Raw genomic sequence first — 21,529 nt, 5'->3', positions numbered from 1 at the left:
TTCCCGTCCGCCGCTAACAGAAAATCGAGCACACCCGACTAGCGGGCGCTTCTGGGCAGATCAGATCCACTATCGCCTCCGATCCGTCCTACCAGACGTTCAGAAGGCTCAGGATTCCCGCGATGACCGCATAAGCGAAACCGGCGTTGATCGCGACGCCGAACAGACCGATGACGAGGCCGCCCAGCACCACGACACCGTCACGCTCGACAAGGCCAAGGCCCACGAGGCAGACGGCGAGTCCCAGCGGGATCTGCCCGACAATGGGCGCGGCCACGATCAGGGCCAGCGCTAGGGCCAGTAGGGCTATGCCCATACCGCGCATGCCCAGCGCGGTGTCGAACACGCTCAGGCGCGGGCGCGACCAGCGCTCCAGACGCCGCAGAACCGGCACCGCCCGCGTCACGGCGCGCCGCACATCGGTCAACGCGATGGAGCGGCCGAGCAGCATCCGCGGCAGCCACGGTGCCGACATGCCGACCGCGATCTGAGTCGCCACCAGCAGCAGCAGAAGCCCACAGATCAGCGGGATCGGCGGCGGCATCGGCAGGCAGTTCGGTAAGCCGAGCAGCACGACGAGCAGCGCGAAGGCACGGTCCCGCAGGACCGCAACAATGTCGCCCACCGTGAGGCGCTCACCTTCTTGGCTCGCCAAAACAGTGAGGACGTCGGACGTTCGTGCACCGGAGGTCAAGGATCCGCCAACCTTCGCTGTCCCGCGGGGGCTCTAGCGGAGATCGCGTGGTACGCCAAGCACGGCAGCTGTGCGTCAGCACCGCCCACTCCTTCGGCAGGGCGCCGCCATTTCGCAGCAAACGCTGCAGTCGGGAAACGGAAATCTCGTCCCGAGGTGTTTCGAAACAGTTCTTGATATAAATCAAACGCAGCCGAAGATTAAGATCCGCGCATCGACGCAGACCGCGCATAGATCGACTCGACTCGCTCACGTATCTCACGGATCATCCTCCGCAAGGAGGTAAAACCGTGCGAGTCGGACACCCTCAACTCAAGCGCCGTCTTCGTGGCATCTGCGTTGCTGTCGGGATCTTGTTCTGGATCAGTCTGGCGGATGCTGCACGCGCCGGTGAGATCGACACGCTCGTGTTCGGCAGTCTCGATGCGGGCGCCGCCACGTTCATGACAGCCGGCGCAAAGGTCGGCCTGCCGTCCCTCGATCGCGACGGCGTCGTGGTGTTGGCGAGCCTCGGCGGCGGCCAACAGGCCGAGCGTGGCCCGGAGGGTTCGGTTCAGCGCTACACGGCCCTCGGCGCGCTCGTCTTCGGGTATCAGTGGTTCTTCGAGTGGGGCGTGATCGTGGCCTTCGCTGGCCCCGAGATGACGACGCAGATGCTCGTGGAGCCGAATGGGCCGCTCCTCCTGCCATCCCGCTTCGGTCTTCGTTTGCACGGCGAGATCTGGGCCCGCCCTTCCGAGGGCACAATGCTTCAAGGCACAGTGGTCGCGGGCACCGCGCTCGACAGCGTCTGGGCCCGCGCCGCCTGGGGTTATCGACTTTGGGATACCTATTTCGGGCCGGAAGCCAGTCTGAACACGGATGCGTCCGGCTTCAGAAAACTGAACATCGGGCTGCACGCGACGGATTTTACCGTCGGACGCATCAGCTTCAGGATCTCGGCCGGGATCCAGAGCGAGACCGGCCGACGGTCCATCGCCCCCTACACGGCGCTTTCGGTCTGGTCGCCCTTGTAGGCCGGTTCGGGCTTGCTCGCGAGGGACCGAAGAAAGGTCGTCGCGTCATGGCGGATCTCGGCGCGGCGCGTGTCCCCGAAGCCGCGCAGGGTCCTGTAGGGCATCGCCATGCGCGGATTGTTCGCGAGTTTGTCCTCGTTCTCGATCAGGAAATTCCAATAGAGGTAGTTGAACGGGCAGGCGGTCGCGCCCGATTTGACCTTCACGTCAAACGCGCACGATCCGCAATAATCCGACATGCGATCGATGTAGGCGCCCGAAGCGGCGTAGGGCTTCGAGCCCATCACGCCGCCATCCGCCCAGAGCACCATGCCGTGAACGTTGGGCAATTCGACCCACTCGTAGGCATCAGCGAACACGATCAGGTACCATTCCTCCACCTGCCCCGGGTCGAGACCGGCGATCAGGGCGAAGTTGCCCGTCACCATCAGGCGCTGGATGTGGTGGGCATAGGCATGGGCGCGCGTATCCGCGACCACCTGTGCGATGCAGTTGAGCTTGGTCTCGCCCGACCAGTAGAACCACGGCAAGGCCCTGCCGGCCCCGAGCGCGTTCGTGTCGCGGTACTCGGGCATCCGCGCCCAATAGAGGCCGCGGACATATTCGCGCCAGCCGAGGATCTGCCGGATGAATCCCTCGGCACAGTGCAGCGGCGCCGCCCCCTCGCGGAACGCGCGCTCGGCGGCCCAGCAGATCTCCTCCGCGGTCAGAAGGCCGGCGTTCAGGGCCGGCGAGATCAGCGCATGATACAGGAACGGTGCACCGGTCTTCATGGCGTCCTGGTAGTCGCCGAAGGTCGGCAGACACGTGGCGATGAAGTGCCGGAGTGCGGCGAGCGCGTCGGTCCGCGTCACGGGCCAGGAGAAGCTGGCGAGATCGCCGAAATGGTCGCCGAACTCCCGCTCCACCAGGGTGATGACCTCCCGGGTCACGGCATCCGGCTGGAAGCCGATCCGGTCGGGCAGCGCGTGGCCCTTCGGCAGGCGTTTGCGATTCTCGGCGTCGAAATTCCAGCGCCCGCCGACCGGCTCGCCGCCCTCCATCAGCAGGCCGGTGCGGCGGCGCATGCCGCGATAGAAGGTTTCCATCCGCAGATGGTGCCGGCCCTCGGCCCAGCCCGCGAAATCCTCCCGCGGGCAGAGGAAGCGGTTGTCGGCACGGATGTCCACCGGCGGCCCGAGGGACTCGCGCCAGTCCTGCATCATCTGCCAGACCCGCCATTCACCGGGCTCGGTGACGGTCACGCGCTCCGGCTTGTGCCGCGCCACCGCACGCTCGAGCTCGCCTGTGAAGCTGCCGGTGTTGTCCGGATCGGACAGGCGCACGTAGTCGACCCGGATGCCCTCGGCCGTCAGCTCGGCCGCAAAGTGGCGCATGGCGGCGAACAGGAACGCGATCTTCTGTTTGTGGTGGCGGACATAGGTCGCCTCGTCCCGCACCTCGACCAGCAGCACGACATCGCTTTCTGGATCGAGGTCGGTCAGGCTGGAGACGCGGCGGGTGAGCTGGTCGCCGAGGATCAGGCGCAGCGTTCCGCAGGATCCGGCTTTGGGCTTGCCCGGCATCGTTTCAGTTCTCGGTCCGAACGGTCGAGCGGCCGCCAGCCACGCCGATGACTTTCTCTGTGATCCACCACCCCGTTCCGCTGTCGCTGATCACCCGCCTCACGTGGATCCCCCTCGCTACACAAGCCGTCGGGTTCAAGGTAAGGCCGGGGGCGACGGCGGGCAGGCTGCAAGCCTGCGCCCTCCACGTTCACAAGGTCGCAGGCGGGACACATGAAGTTCGCGTTCGCCGGCATCGACTTCCTGGGGGGCGTCTTCGAGGGGCTTCTGGACGCTGGCTGGACGCCGGTGAAGCTGTTCACCCGCCCCTGCGACGGGATCTACGACCACAACGACGTGATTGTCGCCCGCGCCCGGTCGCTGCGCATCCCGATCCAGCTCTCGCGGATCCGCGAGCGTGACATCGAGGCGATCCAGGCCGACCACGGCAAGGACTGGGCGCTCGTGGTCGCGGGTTACCCGTGGCTGGTGCGCGGCTGGCGCGGCCATGCGGCTTACGGTTTCAACATCCACCCCTCCCCGCTCCCGATCGGGCGTGGCCCGTACCCGTTGTTCCGCGCCGTGCTCGACCGCTACGAAACCTGGGGCGTGACCGCCCACGTGCTGGCGGACGGCTTCGACACCGGCGATATCCTGGCGCAGGAGATGTTTCCCCTCAGCCCGCAGGAATCGCACGAGACCCTCTTGGCCAAGTGCCAGATGGCGGCGCGCCGCCTCGTCGCCGGCCCCCTCGGGCGCGACTTGCCCGGACGTTGGCGCTGGGCCGAGCCGCAGGGTGACGGCTCCTACTGGCCGCGCGCCACCGATGGCGACCGGACCCTCGATTTCCGAAAGGACGTGGGCGCGATCCTGCGCCGGGTGCGGGCCTTCGGCACGGTCGAGACCATCGCCCGCCTCGGCGATACGCGCGTCTACGTGGCGGAGGCTGACGGCTGGCAGGAGCGGCATACCCACGCCGCCGGTGCGGTGGTGCATCGCCACCGCCGCCACATCGTGGTCGCGGCCCTCGACGGGTACGTGCAGATCACCCGCTGGTCGCCGCTGCCGCTGAGCGAGGCGGGCCAGATCGGCCGTTGAGCGCGCCCGGCACGGGAACCGATCCGGGTTCGGCCGTGTTTCCGGCGGCCGTGCTTATGGAGCCCGACATGTCGACACGCGCAAGCCTCGCCGCCGCCCTCGGGTTCGCCGCGCTCTTCACTGGCTCCGCCTTCGCACAGGCGATCATCGTGGGACCCGACGATTTCGGCCCCGACGACGACGTCGTGGTGCGCGACTACATTGTACGCCGCCCGGTCGGCCCGGGACCGATCGTGGGATCGATCCCGCTGCGGCCCGGCAGCATCGTGCCCGAGGATGTCCGGCTCGCCCCGTTCACGGACGCCCCCGATCCGCGACTGCGCCGTTTCGGCTATTTCGTGGCGCCGGGCGACAAGATCGTGGTGGTCGATCCGGCGTCGCGCGCCGTGGTTCGGATCCTCGACCGCTAAGGCCGAAACCGATCGTCCTACCAATCGGTGAGCGCCGCGCGTTTCCAGCGATTCGGGGCAACGCAGCGATATTCGTAGGCGTCGTCCCAGGCATGGTCTCCGGGTTCGCAACGATCGCTGCTGCTTGCGGGCGGTTGCGGTCGCGCCTCGCGAAGTGAGGCGGCCTCAACATGGCCGGCATCGCTCACCCGGAACACCGGACCGGCACCGCCGGCGTAAATGAGGTCGCGCCCGTCAAAGCCGAGCCGTCGCGAGAAAGCACCGTCTTGCGTGCCATCGAGCGCAATCATTTGGCCCGGACCGAGCAGGATCGGCACGCCGGTGAAGCGAGCCGCAGCAGCGTCGATCCCGATTCCATAGGTACCCTCGCCCTGAAACGAGATGGCCCGGTCGGTAATCGATCCGGTGAGATTGCCCATCAGGATGCCGTATCCGGTGTGGGCGCCTGGTACGCCCCCTGTGGAGATCTGCAGTCCGACCTGCTGGCGATTGCGGTCGGTGGTCGGCGACTGGGCTGAGACGTCGATCTCCGCGCCGATACACGACGCGAAGGGATCGGCCTCGGTGGTCGTGTCCACACAGTTGAAGTTGCCGGCCCAGGACGGGCCGACCGGACCGATCCCATTCGGCTCCTTGAAGATGGTCCCGTTCACTGCGACGTTCTGAGCGCCGGTGCTGGCCAGCGCCCGGTTGTGCAGCTCGCCGGTGATCGTCCACTCGTAGCCGGCATTATGTGGGCCGGTGGAGCCGAGCGCCCACAGCGCCTTATAGGTGTGGGTGGCCTCGCCTGACCCGTTCGGCACGTGCCGGTCGACCCGCAACGTCGAGACCGGGTCGAAACCCTGGGGCTGATTCCAAAGGAAGACGTGTCCCCCGTCGATGCCGGGGAGACCGGTACCCTGGACGTTGCGCGAAAAACTGGGCAGCCAAACCGGAGCAGCCTGGGCGGCAACAATCGGTGGTTGCCCTGGCGCCTCGGCGGCCGCAGGGAGCGACACCCCGGCAAGTAGACCGAACAGGAACGGCACGAACGTCAGACTGGTGCACAGATGCATGATTGTCCCGGGATCGCCGCTGGTGGGTCCCGGCAGGGCCAGGATGGCGTTCATCCCGATCAGATAGGCCTGGGCTTCGCGGCGGCGAACGCAACTCCGCGCGGGCCAGTGAACCAATGTGCCCGCGCAGCGTAAGCCCCGTGCGGCACCAACTTCGAAGACGTCGCCAGTTCAGATCGGGGAGCAATACACGATGAAGGCCCTGCGATTCCTCAGAGGCTGGTTTCTGGTGTCGATTCCGCTCGGCCTGGTCGTAGGCCGATTCATCAAAGCAGGAAAAGGACCGCCCCTCCCCGGCGATGACAGCCGTTCGGACCGGCCGTAGCGCTCTTCCGACGCACCAACACCCAGGGGCCATGAACTGATGCGCGGCAACGGACCTGTCGCTAGCACGGATAACCTGCGGACCTATGGGTGGAAGTGCTGCCGCGCGGCGCCGGGTCGTCAATTACATATTAGTAAATCACCGTCATTTTTACTGAACTCGTGCCATGTTGGCCGACATGGGCAGGAAAATCGGCCATGTCTCGCAATGCCACGCCCTTCAGCGGCCATGCAGAGCGGCGTGCCACGCCTCGAAAACCCACGGCGCTCCTTGCCTTCGCGCTGAACTCGGACGGGGTTCGGTTTCCCTGCCAGGTCAGGAACATCTCCGACCGCGGCGCGATGCTGGAGTTCCTCGGCCAACACGCGACGATGGTTGAGAACGCGTTTGATTTGGTGCTGGCGGACGCCAAGGTGCGGTACGCGGTCAAAGTCATCTGGCGCAAGGAAAGGACGACCGGCGTACAATTCTGTCTCGAGCAGGAGTGATCTCGGCGCAGCGATCCACCGCGCAGCGCGGGCTGATGACAGGCGCGAGCCATCCCTAGGCCGGTAGGTGTTCAGGCAGCGATTGCAGCCATCAACGTGAGGCCTACAGCGGGTAGCGCCAGAGCCAGAACCGCGCAGGCATCGACGGAACCTGGCTGACCGGCGGCGAGCCAGCGCTGTTCGGCAAAGCGTTCCGCGGCGAAACCCGTTAGCACCAAGCCGCAGCCGAGCAGGGACACGAGTGCGGACATGAACCGCTGCCTCTCCGAAGCACAGCGCGAAGACCCGCGCCTGCTCCGTGTACCTCCGGCGCGGCAATAAGGTTCATCCGGCCGCGCCGATCGCCGCGAAAACCATCGCTCGGCTCAGCCAAAAGCGAATGTCGGCTTCGATCTTCAAGCAGCGCCCCGCACGGAGTCCGGCCGCGCGGCGCATCGGGCTTGCAATCCGACGCGGATCCGTCGAGGCCACCCGCGAGGGCGCCGGCTCGGTTGGCCGGCGACGCGGCGAGTGCGCGGATCTTTCCATGGCGAGCGGCAACGGCGTGGCCGTCGGGCAGGATGGCTGGTTGTTCTGGGTCGGCCGTGCCCGCGAGGTCGAAGTCTTCTACGGAGACAGCCCCCTGTCGCGCCGGATCCTCGCACGCTGGGCACAACTGATCGACCGGCGCGCCAGACGCCTGGATGCCCTCGGCATCCGCCACGTTCACGCAGTCGTCCCCGACAAGCTCGCGGTCTATCCCGATACGCTGGGTCGCGCGTTTCCGGGCCTCGACAACCCACCCGCCGTTCGCCTCGCCCGGCTCCTGAAACCGGATGGCGGTACCCGGATGCTCGATCTGCTGACGCCGTTGCGCGCGGCGCGGGGCGACGAGCCCGTATATCTGCAGACGGACACGCATTGGACCTATCGCGGCTATCTCACGGCCTACCGCGCGCTGTGTGAGGCCCTCGATGCACCAGTGGCCGAGCATGTCTTCACCGGCGTGCATGAGCGCGCGCGGTTCACGTTCGATCTCGGCGAGAAGCTCAAACCGCCGATCGAGGAAGACTACGTGGCCTACAATTTTTCGCGCCGCGCGGACCGCGTTGACGCGAACGCTCTCGTTCACGTGCGCGAAAGCGGTCGGGCGATCCGGCCGCGCGGCCTGTTCGTGGGTTCGCGCGTCGTAATGCGGAATGATGCGGCGCCGGACCCGCGCCGGGTCGTGCTGTTCGGCGATTCCTACATCTACAGTCCGGGCGCGCGCCTGACCGCGATGCTCGCCGAGTCCTTCGCCGAAGTCCACGCGATCTGGTCGGCGAACCTCGACTGGGCCTATATCGAAAGCGTCAAACCCGACGTTCTGATCTTCGAGATCGCCGAACGTTTCCTGCGCCAAGTCCCGACCGACCGCATCCGCATCGACGCTTTCGCCGAGAAACGGGCCAAGCGGGCCGTTCGGCCGACGCTGCGCGAATGGCTCCGGCGAACTCTGCGATTTGGGAAACCGGGCAAGCCCATTTAACAAAAAGGGCCCCACCGCACGCGTGCGGTGGGGCCCTGGTCTGTCAGTGGCTTGGCTCAGTACCCGCGGCCGTAATAGCCCGGACCGCCCCGATCGAACGCGCCCATTGCCGCAGCGCCAGCCGCCGCGCCTGCAACGCCGAGGCCGATGGCGGCCCCGGTCGAGAGACCGCGATGACGGCGATAGCCGTAATCCCGATGACGCCCGTAGCCACGCTCATAGCCACGCTCATAGCTGCGACCGTATCCGTCGCGATAACCGTAACCCTGGGCCTGTGCGACGCTCGGGCCGACGGCGCCGAGGCACAGCGTGACGGCGGAGAGAAGAACCAGCTTACGCATCGATGAACCCTTCGCAATTGCGTTGAAGGCCCAACACAAACCGGATTGATGGGTTCCAAGGTGCCCGATCCGCATGGCGGGACCTCGCCCCTGCGCCTCATCGCGCCCATTCCAGCATCGACAATGCTGTTTTCGCAACGGAACAGACTGGATACCTCCCTCCCGGCCTACTCGTTCTGGACCAGAGAATCGGGCGGCCCATGACAGGACTCGGCGCCCGTTGACGAGGCTTTTTGTGAAATCAGTTAACGGCGTCACCGGCAACCCGCCGTGAATGACGCGTCATCGGTACAGGCTACGCTCTATGCGGCTCCACACAGTATCGATACCGCCATCGTACTGAATATGCTCGCACGCGCAAAAACGACACAGGGGTCAGGACTGCCGGAATGTCGACCCTGTTTGCCGATCCGCTCGGACGGGCGCTGCTGGCACTCCTGACGACGGATCACGGCCTACCGGGTGCCCCGCAGCGGACCGTGCTTCTGCGGGCGCTTCAGGATTTGCGTGTCAGAGCCGAGAGGGAAGGCGCCTCCGCGCAGGTGCGGGGCGCGATCCGTTCGGCCTTGTGGGCCTTACGCGCGGAGTTCCCGACGGCCTACGCGATGCGGCCTGCCGCTTGCGCGGATGTCTGACCCGAACAAGCCGCCTTGCACGATCGTTTGATAAGCGACCGATCGTTCTAGGGGCCAAAACCCTTCACCACTATCGATCGAGCGGTTGTAGCAACGCCATAGCGTCAACGAAGCCAGGTCCTCAACGACTTCGCCGAAAGCCTGCAGGGCGGCGAGGGACGGCGCGGCGCCAGTGCGTGGGTTGAAGGCTGGCTCAGATCAGCCCGCCGACCGGGCTGGATGTCAGCGTACGGCCAGCGCGGGTGACGAGCTTGGCGAAGGCCAGAGCCGCCGCCGAAGCCTGCGTTTCCGACGGGAAGGCCCGGTCCGACTCGAGGACCGTCAGCTGCGTGGCGTCGAGCAGGACCCAGGTCCACAGGTGGCGTCCGGTCGAACGGATCTCGAAGTGCATGATTGGCTCGCGTGTCTGAACATGCACACATCATGGACTGCGGAAAGTCGCGCCGGATTAATGACTTGGCTAGCGCAACAACCTGTGTCGGCCAACATCGGGGTTGCCCCCAACATCCCCACAGATCACAGCCCGGCTCGTCCGCGATCCGGCGCCGCAGGCTGACGCCCGGCTCCTTGGGTAATGCGGTAAAACTCAAGCCTGAGTTGAAGATGCAGACTGCGCACGTCCCAAACTTTCACGGGCTGCGAGTGAGCCAGCTAGTTGACGCACGCCTGGATTGCATATTTGTGCGCAACTCAATCGCGCATTATTTTGTTTGGTAGGCGGCCGAATCGCGGCCTTCCCTACCGATCTACTCGAAAGCCACGTTCGCATGTCTGCACGGTCGATCACTCACACGGCACCCAAGTTGGCGACAGACGCCGATCGCACCATCGGCAGCCGTATCGCCGTGCTGCGAGCCGCACAGGGCTTGAGCCAGACCGCTCTCGGAAACGCCCTCGGCGTCAGCTTCCAGCAAGTGCAGAAGTACGAGAAGGGGCGCAATCGCATCGGCGCCGGGCGGCTTCAGGCGATCGCCGACCTCTTGAAAGTCCCGGTCGAGACCTTCTTCGCACGTCAGCCGGGATCGAACGAGACTGAGGCCAGTTCGGCGACCTTCCTGGAGGATCCGCAGGCGATGGAGCTTGTGATGGCCTTCGCGAGCATCACGGACAGCACCGCCCGGGCCGGCGTGCTGGCGATCGTAAAGGCGACAGCCAGCCTCCAGCGTCAGCCTGATCGGGGTTAGGGGTCGCTCCGGCGAAGGCGCGGCTCACGCCCAAGCGAACGACACCCAACAGCGGTCGTACGATGAGGCTGTTTTCGGCGCGCTGGCGCCGAGAAGGCCCGCCGCGAGGATGGGCCCATCCGGGGGTGCTTTGTTTCTCTGCGCGGACCGGCCGGCCGATGCTCTAAGAACCAGCTGGAAGTAGTTCCTTGCTCGGTACAGTGCTCGCATCCTGGATGCAGCTGATCAGGTCGGCTTCCGAGATCTTTCGGCCATCCGGGTCGAGAACAGTGATGTCGCTGTAACCTTTCGCGGCAGCGTCGCGCAGCTTCTGCAGCGCCCACTCGGCCGTAGGGCATTTATAAGTCACGTTGCCGCCATGTGAACGGCTGCTTCGGACGACGTAGATGCGGGGCTGAGCGCTCAAATCTCAATTCCCGCAGCACCCAGTATCGCTCGCTGCTTGATGATGCCGACACGGTGTGTTCGGATTGCACCTTCAACATCAGCCGCACCGGGATCATCCGCATCGCGCAGAACGGTCGCGGCGACCGCCAGCACTTCGATCACCTGCTCGTCCACTGCGATCGCGAGCGAGATCCTGCGACACAGCACATCGCTTTCGATCGCGTTGGGTTCTTCCGGCTCCGACATGGCTGCTTAACGGCGCAGCTGAAAATTCGTTCACCGTCGGAGATTGGCGTGGCGTAATCGGCCCTCGTTTGCTGCCCGAATGCGGATGCTACGGGGAGCCGATGTCGGTCCACACCACGAAAGGTGCACAGGAGAACGCCAGTGCGGCCGCGCTTTTGATCAAACATCTCGGGACGTTGCTGATCAGCACCGGTGTCGTGACAAGCATAGAGGTTGCGAGATTGGTGCGGGCAGCGGAAGCCGAGGCTGCTTGGCTTGGAACGGCCTCAAGTTCCGCGGTTGCCGAGATCATCCGCGAGATCGGCATAAACTGGAAGAAGGCAGAGTAGGCGCGGCGCGAAGAAGCCTGCCAGGGCAAGCCGGGCGGGCTTCTCGAGATCCGGACCGTGAGGGGATACATGGGCCGGATCCCACCACAAAATGCAGGCCACGGGTAAACGAAAAACCCCGCGCGGCGGAGCCGGCGGGGGGAGGAATCCTTGGGAGGAGCGTGGCCACCCGCAATCGTCGGGCCAGCTACAGCGGCCCGCTCGGCCCCACCCCGATCTGCTCACGGGACGGGGGAGCGTCCGATCTCACCAGCGGTGGGCCGATACGCAACGCAGCCCAGGGGCATCATGAACTGGGCGGGTTAGGCGGCCGTCACCGACGTTGGGCCGGAGTTGTCCCAGTTTGGTGCTGACGAGAACCGAAGTGCCAGCCTCGTGCAACTCAAGCGCGTCGCTGGGTAGCATCGAATTGGCCAGGTCATACAACTTGCTGTTTTTGCTGGTAAATTGGTGAGCGCGTTGGGGTTCGAACCCAAGACCTACAGATTAAAAGTCCGTTGCTCTACCAGCTGAGCTACGCGCTCGCGTCCCAGGAGCGCCTTGGGGCGGGTCGCCGGGGACGGCGCGTCCGCAATAGGTGAGCTGAACCGGGGGGTCAACACGGGGAAAGGGAAGAACGCTCAGCCGGCCCGGGTCCGTGCGCGCTCCACGATCGCCCGCGCCTCGTCGAAGGCGGCATCGGCGTCGAGTTCGGTCGTGTCGAGCCGGACCGCATCGTCGGCCATGCGCAGCGGCGCCGCAGCCCGCGAGGAGTCGCGCGCGTCGCGGGCTTCGATGTCGGCCAGGATGGCCGCGAAGGCTACGGTCTCGCCCCGACCGGCCAGTTCGCGATGGCGGCGGCGCGCCCGCTCCTCCGAGGACGCCGTGATGAACAGCTTCACCCCGGCCTCGGGGCAGACCACCGTGCCGATGTCACGCCCGTCGAGCACCGCGCCCTGCGGATCGGCAGCGAAGCGTCGCTGCCACAGGAGCAAACCGGTGCGAACCTCCGGCACCGCGGAGATCCGCGAGGCCGCCTCACCCATGGCCCGGTCGCGCAGACGCGGATCGTCGAGCTTTTCGGGATCGAGGGCTTCGGCGGCCTGGGCCGCGGCCCCGCGGTCGTCGAGCGAAAGGCCGGCATCGAGCAGGGCCAGCGCGACGGCGCGATAGAGCAGGCCGGTATCGAGATGCGGCAGGCCGTAATGGTCGGCCAAGCGCTTGGCCAGCGTGCCCTTGCCCGAGGCGGCCGGACCGTCGATCGCGATGACGAGCGGCATCGGCATCGGCATCATGCTCCGATCCGGCCGCCAAGGGCCCGCATGGTCGGCAGGAAGGTCGGGAAGCTCGTGGCGATCATCGCCCCGTCATCCACCGTCACCGGGTCCCGTGTGGCCAGACCCATCACCAGGAACGCCATGGCGATGCGATGGTCGAGATGGGTCGCCACCGTGCCGCCCCCGCGGGCCGCCGCCCCGTCGCCCTCGACCACCAAATCGTCACCCTCCACCGAATAGCGGACGCCGTTGGCGGCAAGCCCGGCCGCCACGGCGGCGAGGCGGTCGGATTCCTTGACCCGCAGCTCATGCAGGCCGTTCATCCGGGTCCGGCCTTCAGCGAAGCTCGCCGCGACCGCCAGCACCGGGTACTCGTCGATCATCGCGGGCGCGCGCTCGGCCGGGACGTCGACGCCCTTCAGGCGGCTCGCGCGCACGCGCAGGTCCGCCACGGTCTCGCCACCCTCGTCCCGCTCGGCGACGCGCTCGATCTCGGCCCCCATCTCGAGCAGGGTCGTGATCAGCCCGGTCCGCAGCGGGTTCATCATCACGCCCTCGATCAGCACGTCGGACCCCGGCACGATCAGCGCGGCCACCAGCGGAAACGCCGCCGAGGACGGATCGGCCGGAACCACCACATCGGTCCCGCGCAGGGTCGGCTGGCCGGTCAGCGCGATACGGCGGCCGTGGCCCCCCAGCCCGTGCGGCGCGACTTCGACCGCGGCGCCGAACAGGCGCAGCATGCGCTCGGTATGGTCACGGGTCGCCGCCGCCTCGATCACCGTCGTGGTCCCGGGCGCGTTGAGGCCGGCGAGCAGCACCGCCGACTTGATCTGCGCCGAAGCGGCCGGCGTCTCGTAGGTGATCGGGATCGCCTCCTTCGGCCCGCGCAGGGTCAAAGGCACGCGCCCGCCTTCAGCCTCGGTGAGGACCTGCGTGCCCATCCGCGCGAGCGGATCGAGGATGCGGCGCATCGGCCGGGACCGGAGGGAGGCGTCACCATCGAAGGTTGCGGTGACAGGCTGGCCGCCGACCACGCCCATCATCAGCCGGGAGCCCGTGCCGGCATTGCCGAAATCCAGAACGTCCGCCGGGTCGCCGAGGCCGCCGATGCCCACGCCCCGCACCCGCCAGCGCCCGGCGTCGAGGCGCTCCACACCGGCGCCCAGGGCCTTGGCGGCTGCCGCGGTGCGCAGCACGTCGTCGCCTTCGAGAAGGCCCTCGACCCGGGTCTCACCCTCGCTGAGGAGGCCGAGGATCATCGCCCGGTGAGAGATCGACTTATCGCCGGGCGGACGCAGCCGTCCCCGCAGGGGCGTGCCTGGTGTTGCGGTTAGAGGCTCGGGAGGCGACTCGTGCGACACGGAAGGTCCGTTCGGGCTCGAAGGTGGGCCAGGATCCGGGACGTCGCGCAGCATCGCCGCGCCGCTGCAATCGGACCGTGAAATCGCGGTGCGGTTAACACGCGCACGAGCGTACGTCATCCACGCGATCCCTCGCACCGCCCCAGGGGCGCGACGCTCGGGACGCGGTGTGCCGGGTTCGATTGACAGAGGCAGCGCCCGCGACTAACGGGGCCGCTTCCCCGAGACAGTAGTAGACGACGAGGTGTCCCCCCGTGGCCCGACCGGAACTTGGCTTAAAGCGCCAGTGCATGAGCTGCGGCGCGAAGTTCTACGACCTCGCCCGTGATCCCGCCACCTGCCCGAAATGCGGCGCAGTTTACCAGGCGGTCGCCACATCGAGCCGCGCGGCGCCTCCGGCGCTGGCGCGGGCCTCGAACACCAACGACGAAGAGGACGAGACGGACGAGAAGGGGCCGGAGCTGGTCTCTCTGGACGAAGTTGAGGCGGCCGAGGACGAGGCGGATCCCACGCCCGACGACGAGACGACCGAGGACGCGGATGCGGCAGAGGACGATACCTTCCTTGAGGAAGAGGATGCCGGCGACGACGACGTCTCCGACCTGATCGACGGCGATATCGAGAACGACGAAGAGAGTTGAGGCGGTCCCCGCCTCCCTCTCGAAAAATCCCCCGATGAAGGCGAAAAAAAGGGGTTGAGTCTGCGGCGCGAGCCGCCTATAGAACCGGCCTCGCCGGACGTTAGCCGGACGGCGAGACCCCCGCGGAACCCAAACCGCGGTGGATGAGAGTGGGGCCTTAGCTCAGCTGGGAGAGCGCTTCCATGGCATGGAAGAGGTCATCGGTTCGATCCCGTTAGGCTCCACCATCCTCCTCTCGCACGTCGTGACCGGATCGGCCCTTCGTGCTTCGGTCCTCTCAAATTCGACAAGAACCAATATCCTCCTCATTGAGGGCAGTCTGCTCATCGGGTCAAATGCCCGAGCGGCAGCGCCGTCTTGTATTTCACCTGACCCAGCGCGAAGCTTGAGCGGATGTTGGCCACCCCGGGAATCCGGGTCAGATGGTCGAGCAGAAGCTTCTGGTACTGGCCCAGATCCTCGACCACCACCCGCAGCATGTAGTCGGCCTCGCCGCTCATCAGGTAGCACTCCATGACCTCCGGACGGTTGCGCACCGCCTCGTCGAAGGCTTGAAGTGCCGCCTGGGTCTGCTTCTCCAGCGAGACATGCACGAAGACGTTGACCGCGAGTCCCAGGCTCAGCGGATCGACCACCGCGACACAGCCGCGGATCACGCCGGCCTCCTTCAGGTCGTTGACACGCCGCCAGCACGGCGAGGTCGAAAGCCCGACCTTCTCGGCGAGATCTGCGATACTGATCTCGCTGTCCTGCTGCAGGCGTTCGAGGATGCGCAGCGTGGCGGGATCCAGGGCGACAGGGCGAGGGGCCATTCATTCGCTTTCGTAATCAATGCCGGCACATCATGCCGCTCAAGGGCGGATACGCGAAGCGTTCTGTCGCTTCCATCGGGGGGATCGATACGGTTGAATTATCCGATCTTGGCGCGTGTTTGGGGCAAATGAACCGGAAACGCGACAGCATAGCCTGATCTTGGGCATGTCCAGCCGTCCCAACGCCACTATGATCCGGCGCATCAAGGGAGGCCGCGCCGATGAACGCCATACCGCCGAAAGCCACGATCGTGCGGTCTGCCGAAATCGATCACGACCCGGCGGAAACGCAGGACTGGTTGGCGGCGCTAGACTCGCTGTTCCGCATGGAGGGCGCGGCGAGGGCACGGTTCATCCTCGACCGGCTGGAGCGGCGCTCGAAGGAAATCGGGATCCTCGACGAGGCCCTGCCCTACTCGCCCTATCGCAACTCGATTCCGCTGGAGAAGCAGCCGCGCTACCCGGGCGACCTCGATATCGAGGAGCGGCTCACCTCGATCATGCGCTGGAACGCGCTCGCCATGGTGGTGCGCGCCAACATGGCGTACGGCGAGCTCGGCGGGCACGTGGCGAGCTACGCCTCGGCTGCGGAGCTGTTCGAGGTCGGGTTCAACCACTTCTTCAAGGGCGGCGCGGACGGCGATCTCGTCTACTTCCAGCCGCATTCGGCGCCCGGCGTCTACGCGCGGGCGTTCCTTGAAGGGCGGCTCTCCGAAAATCAACTCAAGCACTACCGCCAGGAGATCGCCGGCGACGGCCTGTGCTCTTACCCGCATCCTTGGCTGATGCCGGATTTCTGGCAGGTTCCGACCGGCTCGATGGGGATCGGCCCAATCCACGCGGTCTATCAGGCCCGGTTCATGCGCTATCTCGACCATCGCGGGCTGGTCGATACATCTGACCGGCACGTCTGGGGCGTGTTCGGCGACGGCGAGATGGACGAGCCGGAATCGATCGGCGGCCTCGCGCTCGCCGCCCGCGAAAAACTCGACAACCTGACCTTCGTCATCAACTGCAACCTGCAGCGGCTCGACGGGCCGGTGCGTGGCAACGGCCAGATCATCCAGGAGCTGGAGAGCCTGTTCCGGGGCGCGGGCTGGAACGTCATCAAGGTGCTGTGGGGCTCGGAATGGGACGGGATCTTCTCCCGCGACACCAACCACGCCCTGCTGCGCCGTTTCGCCGAGACGGTTGACGGCAAGTACCAGACGCTGGGCGCCAAGGACGGCGCCTACAACCTCGCCCACTTCTTCGGCGAGGACCCCGAGGTGCGCGAGCTGGTCGCCCACATGTCGGACGCAGATGTCGATCGGCTGAAGCGCGGCGGCCACGATTTCCGCAAGCTGCACGCGGCCTTCGCGGCCGCCAAGGCCACAAAAGGCCGGCCGACCGTGATCCTGGCCAAGACCAAGAAGGGCTACGGCATGGGCGGCGCGGGCGAGTCGCGTATGACCGCCCACCAAGCCAAGAAGCTCGATGTCGACGCGTTGCGCGCCTTCCGCGACCGCTTCGCCCTGCCGCTCACCGACGCGCAGGTGGAGGGCCTGGCATTCTACAAGCCGGCCGAGGATGGCGTTGAGATGCGCTATCTGCGCGAGCGCCGCGAGATGCTTGGCGGCGTGCTGCCGGCCCGGCGCCGCACGGCTCCGACCGTGCTGGTGCCGCCGCTCTCGACCTATGCGGGCTTCGCGCTCGAAGCCGCCGGCAAGGAGATGTCGACCACCACCGCGGTGGTGCGCCTGTTCGGCAATCTCCTGAAGCACAAGGATCTCGGGCCCCGCGTCGTCCCGATCGTCGCCGACGAGGCGCGGACCTTCGGCATGGCCAACCTGTTTCGGCAGGTCGGAATCTACGCTCCTGAAGGGCAGCTCTACGAGCCGGAGGATGCCGGCTCGATGCTGTATTACCGGGAGGCCAAGGACGGGCAGCTTTTGGAGGAAGGCATCACCGAGGCCGGGGCGATCTCGTCCTGGACGGCCGCGGCTACGGCCTACAGCGTGCACGGCCTGTCGATGCTGCCGTTCTACATCTACTACTCGATGTTCGGGTTCCAGCGGGTCGGCGACCTGATCTGGGCGGCGGCTGACCAGCGGGCCCGGGGCTTCCTGATCGGCGCCACGGCGGGCCGCACAACGCTCGGCGGCGAGGGCCTGCAGCATCAGGACGGATCGAGCCACATGCAGGCGGCGGCGATCCCGAATTGCCGCGCCTACGATCCGGCCTTTGCCTACGAGATGGCGGTGATCGTCGACCGGGGCGCCCGGGCGATGATGGAAGAGGGCGAGGACGCCTTCTACTACCTAACCGGCATGAACGAGAACTACGCTCAGCCTTCGATGCCGGAGGGCGCGGAGGTCGGCATACTCAAGGGGATGTACCGCCTGTCGGGACCGGAGAGCGCTGCCGGTACGGTGCGCCTCCTCGGCTCAGGGGCGATCCTGCCGGAGGTGATCGCGGCGGCCGGCCTGCTGGCGCAGGATTGGGGCGTCACTGCCGAGGTGTTCAGCGTCACGAGCTTCAGCGAGTTGGCGCGCGATGCCCGGGAAGCCGAGCGGCAGGCGATGCTGAAGCCCGAGGCTGAGGCGCCGGTCAGTCACGTGGCGGCGCTGCTACCGGGATCGGCGCCGATCGTTGCAGCGAGCGACTACGTCCGGGCCTACCCGCAGTTGATCGCCTCCTATGTCGGCGCGCGCTTCGTCGCGCTCGGCACCGACGGGTTCGGCCGCAGCGACACCCGCAGCGCACTCCGCCGCTTCTTCGAGGTCGATCGGCAGCACGTGGCGATCGCCGCCCTGCACGCTCTGGCCGAGGCCGGTGAGGTGCCACGCGCCACGGTTGCCGAGGCGATCCGCCGATACGGCATCACCGCGGACGCTCCCGCGCCTTGGACCATCTGAGTCCGGGCGGCCTGCCGAGGGGCCTCCATACATCCAGCAACTCCTCCAAACGCCCGATCTACGGAAATTTACCCGCATGAGCGCCGCGCTGCAGATCGCCCTTCCGGATATCGGCGAATATCGGGACGTTCCGGTCATCGAGCTTCTGGTGAAGCCCGGCGACCGCCTCGCGGTGGACGACCTGATCCTCAGCATCGAATCCGACAAGGCGACCATGGAGGTCCCCTCCCCGGTCGCTGGCGTTGTACGCGAGCTGCTGGTCGGGGTGGGCTCAAAGGTCTCGGAGGGGACGCCGATTCTGATGGTCGAGCCCGCGGAGGGGGGCGGCGCCGCAACAGCAACTCCAACGGATACCCCTGTTGCTCCTGCACAACCGGAGCCCGGACAGGACGCCCGACCCCTTCCCCGTGCGGCAGAAGGACAGGGCGAGGGATCAGGTCTTTCCGGAAACGGCGCAACCCTCACCCCACCCCTCTCCCGCACCGGAGAGGGGGTTGGTCGCGCCGCGTCGGAGACCGCGCAGCGCGAACCGCTCCCGGCATCGTCCGGCGATGTGCATGCCAGTCCGTCGGTGCGCCAGCTCGCTCGTGAACTCGGCGTGGCCCTGGAGCACGTGCCCGCCACCGGCCCAAAGGGACGGATCCTGCGCGAGGACATCCACACCTTCGTCAAGGCCGCCCTCGCCGCGCCGGCCGGGCAGCCGAGCGCGCCGGCCTCCGGGATCGGCGCCGGTCTGCCGCCCTGGCCAGCGCTGGATTTCGCCAAGTACGGCCCAGTCCGGCGCGAACCCCTGTCGCGGATCCAGACGCTCTCGGGCGCCAATCTCAGCCGCAACTGGCTGACGATCCCGCATGTGACGAATTTCGACCGGGCCGACGTGACGGAGATCGAGTCGTTCCGCATAGGACTCAACAAGGAGCCGCGCACGCCGCCCGCGAAGGTCACCATGGTGACCTTCCTGATCAAGGCTGCGGCGTCCGCGCTCCGGGCCTACCCGCGCTTCAACACGTCGCTCGAAGGCGGCGACCTCGTCCTCAAGGACTATGTCCATGTCGGCTTCGCGGTCGACACACCGAAGGGCCTGATGGTGCCGGTGGTGCGCGAATGCGACCGGAAGGGGATCATCGAGATCGCCACTGAGATGTCTGCGCTGGCCGACAAGGCCAGGGCCGGGACACTTGCGGGCGCGGACATGCAGGGCGGCTGCTTCTCGATCTCGTCGCTCGGCGGCATCGGCGGCGACGGCTTCACGCCGATCATCAACGCCCCCGAGGTCGCGATCCTTGGCGCGGCGCGCTCGCGCATGGAGGCGGTCTGGGACGGCAAAGCCTTCCAGCCGCGCCTGATCCTGCCGCTGAGCCTGTCCTGGGACCACCGCGTGGTGGACGGCGTGGCCGCCGCCCGCTTCCTCGGACACGTGGCCGCGGTCCTGTCGGACCTGCGCCGCGCCCTCCTGTGACGGTCCCCGCCATGCCCGCGTTCCACGAGATCCGCGTCCCCGATCTGGGGGACTATGCCGACGTGCCGGTCATCGAGATCCCGGTGGCGCCGGGACAGGCGGTCACCCGCGATCAGTCGCTGCTGGTGGTCGAATCCGACAAGGCGACCCTGGACATTCCGTCCCCGGTGGCGGGACGGCTGACGGAGATGCTGGTCGGCCTCGGCGACAGGGTCTCGGCCGGGACGCTGATCGCGCGCATTGCCATAGCCGACCAAGATGCCGAGGCACCCTCCCCCGTGCCGACTCCCACCCAGAACCCGGATGCGGATTGCGACGTGCTGGTGATCGGTGGCGGCCCAGGCGGGTATTCGGCGGCCTTCCGGGCCGCCGATCTCGGGCAGCGGGTCATCCTCGTGGAACGCGACGCGACGCTGGGCGGCGTGTGCCTGAACGTCGGCTGCATCCCGTCCAAGGCCCTGCTGCACGTTGCGTCCGTGACCGAGGAGGCCCAGCGCCTCGCCGCCCACGGCATCAGCTTCGGCGCTCCGGCGATCGATCTGGACAAGCTGCGGAGCTTCAAGGCCGGGACCGTGCGCCGTCTCACCGACGGGCTCACCCAGATGGCGCGCCAGCGCAAGGTCAGCGTCATCCGCGGGACCGCGCGATTCACCGGACCCAAGACGGTTACGGTCGCCACACAAGAGGGCGGCGAACGCAGCGTCGCCTTCGCCAGCGCCATCGTGGCGGCCGGCTCCTCACCGGTGGCGTTGCCGATGCTGCCGCAGGATCCGCGCATCGTGAACTCCACCGGTGCCCTGGAGCTGCCGTTCGTGCCCCGCCGGTTGCTGGTGATCGGCGGCGGCATCATCGGTTTGGAGATGGCCACCGTCTACAGCGCGCTCGGCGCCCGGGTCGACGTCGTTGAACGGCTACCGAACCTGCTGGAAGACGTCGATCGCGACCTCGTTGCGATCTGGACCAAACGCAACGCGTACCGCTTCGACCGTCTGCTGACCGGAGCCGAGGTGATTTCCGCTACCGCCGGCCCGGAGGGCATCGCCGTCACGCTGGCGGGCGAGGCGCAGGCCACGATCTACGACCTCGTGCTCCAAGCGGCCGGGCGCCGGCCAAACAGCGCGGAGCTCGGTCTGGAGGCTGCCGGCGTCTCCGTGGAAAACGGGTTCGTGCCGGTCGACGCGCAGTTGCGAACGAACGTGCCCAACATCCTCGCCATCGGCGATCTCGTGGGGCAGCCGATGCTGGCCCACAAAGCCGTTCACCAGGGCCACGTGGCTGCCGAAGTCGCCGCCGGACACCGGGCGGGGTTCGACGCCGCCGTGATCCCGTCCGTGGCGTATACCGATCCGGAAATCGCCTGGGTCGGTGTCACCGAAACGGCAGCGCGGGCGGCTGGCCGGGCCGTGGAGGTGGCGCGCTTTCCGTGGGCCGCCTCGGGTCGGGCCATCGCCAACGGCGCGGATTATGGCCTGACCAAACTGCTGTTCGAGGCGGGAAACAAGCGTGTCGTGGGCGGCGCCGTCGTGGGACCAAGCGCGGGCGACCTGATCGGCGAGATCGCGCTGGCCATCGAGATGGGGGCGGACGCCATCGATATCGGCCGGACGATCCATCCGCATCCGACCCTCGGTGAGACGGTCGGCCTCGCCGCAGAGGCCGCCCTCGGCCTCTGCACCGACCTGCCACCGGCGGCGCGGCGGTAGCGGTCCGCGGGCGGACGCATCGAGACTGGCAATGCCCCCGGGATGGACTCCGGAGCGGCTGCGGCGTTAACGGCACGCCGAAGGCGGTGCGTCGATGAGGAATCTGTGTGTGGAGATGCCGTTACCGGCAGGGCGATC

Annotated in this window: 23 protein-coding genes and 2 tRNA genes; 13 read left to right on the top strand and 12 right to left on the bottom strand. The window is 67.0% G+C overall.

Features of this window, described 5'->3' with window-relative positions:
• Positions 1–88: 88 nt before the first annotated feature.
• Positions 89–694 carry an exopolysaccharide biosynthesis protein gene (locus MKK84_RS29495; protein ID WP_243925667.1) on the bottom strand — a complete coding sequence of 202 codons (606 nt, stop codon included), beginning with the start codon at positions 692–694 and terminating at the stop codon, positions 89–91.
• A 353-nt stretch (positions 695–1,047) separates the two neighbouring features.
• Here MKK84_RS29495 and bcsS point away from each other — a divergent pair, with 353 nt between their 5' ends.
• A complete protein-coding gene (gene bcsS, locus MKK84_RS29490; protein WP_243925666.1) occupies positions 1,048–1,710 on the top strand; it encodes a cellulose biosynthesis protein BcsS in 663 nt (220 codons plus the stop codon).
• Here bcsS and MKK84_RS29485 read toward each other — a convergent pair.
• Positions 1,677–3,275, bottom strand: a complete 1,599-nt coding sequence (locus MKK84_RS29485) for a cryptochrome/photolyase family protein (protein WP_243925665.1) — start codon at positions 3,273–3,275, stop codon at positions 1,677–1,679. The two genes, bcsS and MKK84_RS29485, sit on opposite strands and share 34 nt — an antisense overlap.
• Positions 3,276–3,488: 213 nt before the next feature.
• Here MKK84_RS29485 and MKK84_RS29480 point away from each other — a divergent pair, with 213 nt between their 5' ends.
• On the top strand, positions 3,489–4,352 hold the full coding sequence (locus MKK84_RS29480; RefSeq protein WP_243925664.1) for a formyltransferase family protein: 864 nt from the start codon (positions 3,489–3,491) through the stop codon (positions 4,350–4,352).
• 68 nt (positions 4,353–4,420) lie between these two features.
• A complete protein-coding gene (locus tag MKK84_RS29475; RefSeq protein ID WP_243925663.1) occupies positions 4,421–4,762 on the top strand; it encodes a hypothetical protein in 342 nt (113 codons plus the stop codon).
• A gap of 17 nt (positions 4,763–4,779) precedes the next feature.
• On the opposite strand, the gene MKK84_RS29470 is transcribed toward MKK84_RS29475, so the two are convergent.
• Positions 4,780–5,871: a hypothetical protein gene (locus MKK84_RS29470; protein ID WP_243925662.1), complete on the bottom strand. Its 1,092-nt coding sequence runs from the start codon at positions 5,869–5,871 to the stop codon at positions 4,780–4,782.
• A gap of 468 nt (positions 5,872–6,339) precedes the next feature.
• Between MKK84_RS29470 and MKK84_RS29465 the strand changes: the two genes are divergently transcribed.
• Positions 6,340–6,630: a PilZ domain-containing protein gene (locus MKK84_RS29465; RefSeq protein WP_243925661.1), complete on the top strand. Its 291-nt coding sequence runs from the start codon at positions 6,340–6,342 to the stop codon at positions 6,628–6,630.
• Positions 6,631–6,701: 71 nt separating this feature from the next.
• Here MKK84_RS29465 and MKK84_RS29460 read toward each other — a convergent pair whose 3' ends face one another.
• Positions 6,702–6,881 (bottom strand): hypothetical protein, encoded by a 180-nt coding sequence (locus MKK84_RS29460; RefSeq protein ID WP_243925660.1) that lies wholly within the window; start codon positions 6,879–6,881, stop codon positions 6,702–6,704.
• Between the two features lie 47 nt (positions 6,882–6,928).
• Between MKK84_RS29460 and MKK84_RS29455 the strand changes: the two genes are divergently transcribed.
• Entirely contained in the window at positions 6,929–8,137 is a 1,209-nt protein-coding gene (locus tag MKK84_RS29455) for an alginate O-acetyltransferase AlgX-related protein (protein ID WP_243925659.1), read from the top strand.
• A gap of 56 nt (positions 8,138–8,193) precedes the next feature.
• On the opposite strand, the gene MKK84_RS29450 is transcribed toward MKK84_RS29455, so the two are convergent.
• Positions 8,194–8,478, bottom strand: coding sequence for a hypothetical protein (locus MKK84_RS29450; protein WP_243925658.1), 285 nt, complete (start codon positions 8,476–8,478; stop codon positions 8,194–8,196).
• A gap of 389 nt (positions 8,479–8,867) precedes the next feature.
• On the opposite strand from MKK84_RS29450, the gene MKK84_RS29445 reads away from it, so the two are divergent.
• The gene (locus MKK84_RS29445) at positions 8,868–9,113 is read left to right on the top strand and encodes a hypothetical protein (protein ID WP_243925657.1); all 246 of its coding nucleotides are present in this window, start codon (positions 8,868–8,870) and stop codon (positions 9,111–9,113) included.
• A 193-nt stretch (positions 9,114–9,306) separates the two neighbouring features.
• Here the strand turns inward: MKK84_RS29445 and MKK84_RS29440 are convergent, their stop codons facing one another.
• Positions 9,307–9,504 (bottom strand): hypothetical protein, encoded by a 198-nt coding sequence (locus MKK84_RS29440; protein ID WP_243925656.1) that lies wholly within the window; start codon positions 9,502–9,504, stop codon positions 9,307–9,309.
• A gap of 376 nt (positions 9,505–9,880) precedes the next feature.
• Between MKK84_RS29440 and MKK84_RS29435 the strand changes: the two genes are divergently transcribed.
• A complete protein-coding gene (locus MKK84_RS29435) occupies positions 9,881–10,297 on the top strand; it encodes a helix-turn-helix domain-containing protein (protein WP_243925655.1) in 417 nt (138 codons plus the stop codon).
• Positions 10,298–10,460: 163 nt separating this feature from the next.
• Here MKK84_RS29435 and MKK84_RS29430 read toward each other — a convergent pair whose 3' ends face one another.
• Together MKK84_RS29430 and MKK84_RS29425 are read right to left on the bottom strand one after the other, a co-directional pair.
• Positions 10,461–10,703 carry a hypothetical protein gene (locus MKK84_RS29430; RefSeq protein ID WP_243925654.1) on the bottom strand — a complete coding sequence of 81 codons (243 nt, stop codon included), beginning with the start codon at positions 10,701–10,703 and terminating at the stop codon, positions 10,461–10,463.
• The gene (locus MKK84_RS29425) at positions 10,700–10,930 is read right to left on the bottom strand and encodes a hypothetical protein (protein WP_243925653.1); all 231 of its coding nucleotides are present in this window, start codon (positions 10,928–10,930) and stop codon (positions 10,700–10,702) included. Before MKK84_RS29425 ends, MKK84_RS29430 begins: the two co-directional genes overlap by 4 nt.
• Before the next feature lie 101 nt (positions 10,931–11,031).
• On the opposite strand from MKK84_RS29425, the gene MKK84_RS29420 reads away from it, so the two are divergent.
• Positions 11,032–11,259, top strand: a complete 228-nt coding sequence (locus tag MKK84_RS29420; RefSeq protein ID WP_243925652.1) for a hypothetical protein — start codon at positions 11,032–11,034, stop codon at positions 11,257–11,259.
• A gap of 448 nt (positions 11,260–11,707) precedes the next feature.
• Here the strand turns inward: MKK84_RS29420 and MKK84_RS29415 are convergent.
• The 3 genes from MKK84_RS29415 to aroA form a co-directional block, all read right to left on the bottom strand.
• Positions 11,708–11,783, bottom strand: a tRNA-Lys gene (locus MKK84_RS29415).
• Between the two features lie 96 nt (positions 11,784–11,879).
• On the bottom strand, positions 11,880–12,524 hold the full coding sequence (gene cmk / locus MKK84_RS29410) for a (d)CMP kinase (RefSeq protein WP_243925690.1): 645 nt from the start codon (positions 12,522–12,524) through the stop codon (positions 11,880–11,882).
• A 5-nt stretch (positions 12,525–12,529) separates the two neighbouring features.
• Positions 12,530–13,879 (bottom strand): 3-phosphoshikimate 1-carboxyvinyltransferase, encoded by a 1,350-nt coding sequence (gene aroA, locus MKK84_RS29405; protein WP_243925651.1) that lies wholly within the window; start codon positions 13,877–13,879, stop codon positions 12,530–12,532.
• Between the two features lie 254 nt (positions 13,880–14,133).
• Between aroA and MKK84_RS29400 the strand changes: the two genes are divergently transcribed.
• Complete coding sequence (locus tag MKK84_RS29400) at positions 14,134–14,520, top strand: TIGR02300 family protein (protein ID WP_243925650.1); 387 nt, start codon at positions 14,134–14,136, stop codon at positions 14,518–14,520.
• Positions 14,521–14,671: 151 nt separating this feature from the next.
• Positions 14,672–14,747 (top strand) — tRNA-Ala (locus tag MKK84_RS29395).
• 96 nt (positions 14,748–14,843) lie between these two features.
• On the opposite strand, the gene MKK84_RS29390 is transcribed toward MKK84_RS29395, so the two are convergent.
• Positions 14,844–15,332 carry an Lrp/AsnC family transcriptional regulator gene (locus MKK84_RS29390; RefSeq protein ID WP_243925649.1) on the bottom strand — a complete coding sequence of 163 codons (489 nt, stop codon included), beginning with the start codon at positions 15,330–15,332 and terminating at the stop codon, positions 14,844–14,846.
• A 221-nt stretch (positions 15,333–15,553) separates the two neighbouring features.
• On the opposite strand from MKK84_RS29390, the gene mdeB reads away from it, so the two are divergent.
• The 3 genes from mdeB to lpdA all read left to right on the top strand — a co-directional run bounded on the left by mdeB (position 15,554) and on the right by lpdA (position 21,391).
• Entirely contained in the window at positions 15,554–18,229 is a 2,676-nt protein-coding gene (gene mdeB, locus MKK84_RS29385; RefSeq protein WP_243925648.1) for an alpha-ketoglutarate dehydrogenase, read from the top strand.
• A gap of 76 nt (positions 18,230–18,305) precedes the next feature.
• Positions 18,306–19,688, top strand: a complete 1,383-nt coding sequence (locus MKK84_RS29380; protein WP_243925647.1) for a 2-oxo acid dehydrogenase subunit E2 — start codon at positions 18,306–18,308, stop codon at positions 19,686–19,688.
• 11 nt (positions 19,689–19,699) lie between these two features.
• Positions 19,700–21,391 (top strand): dihydrolipoyl dehydrogenase, encoded by a 1,692-nt coding sequence (gene lpdA, locus MKK84_RS29375; protein WP_243925646.1) that lies wholly within the window; start codon positions 19,700–19,702, stop codon positions 21,389–21,391.
• Positions 21,392–21,529: the final 138 nt, after the last annotated feature.

It is taken from the genome of Methylobacterium sp. E-065, from assembly GCF_022829605.1.
Taxonomy (GTDB): domain Bacteria; phylum Pseudomonadota; class Alphaproteobacteria; order Rhizobiales; family Beijerinckiaceae; genus Methylobacterium.
The sequence above is the reverse complement of the archived record's forward strand: the minus strand, read 5'-3'. Positions and strand labels throughout refer to the sequence as shown.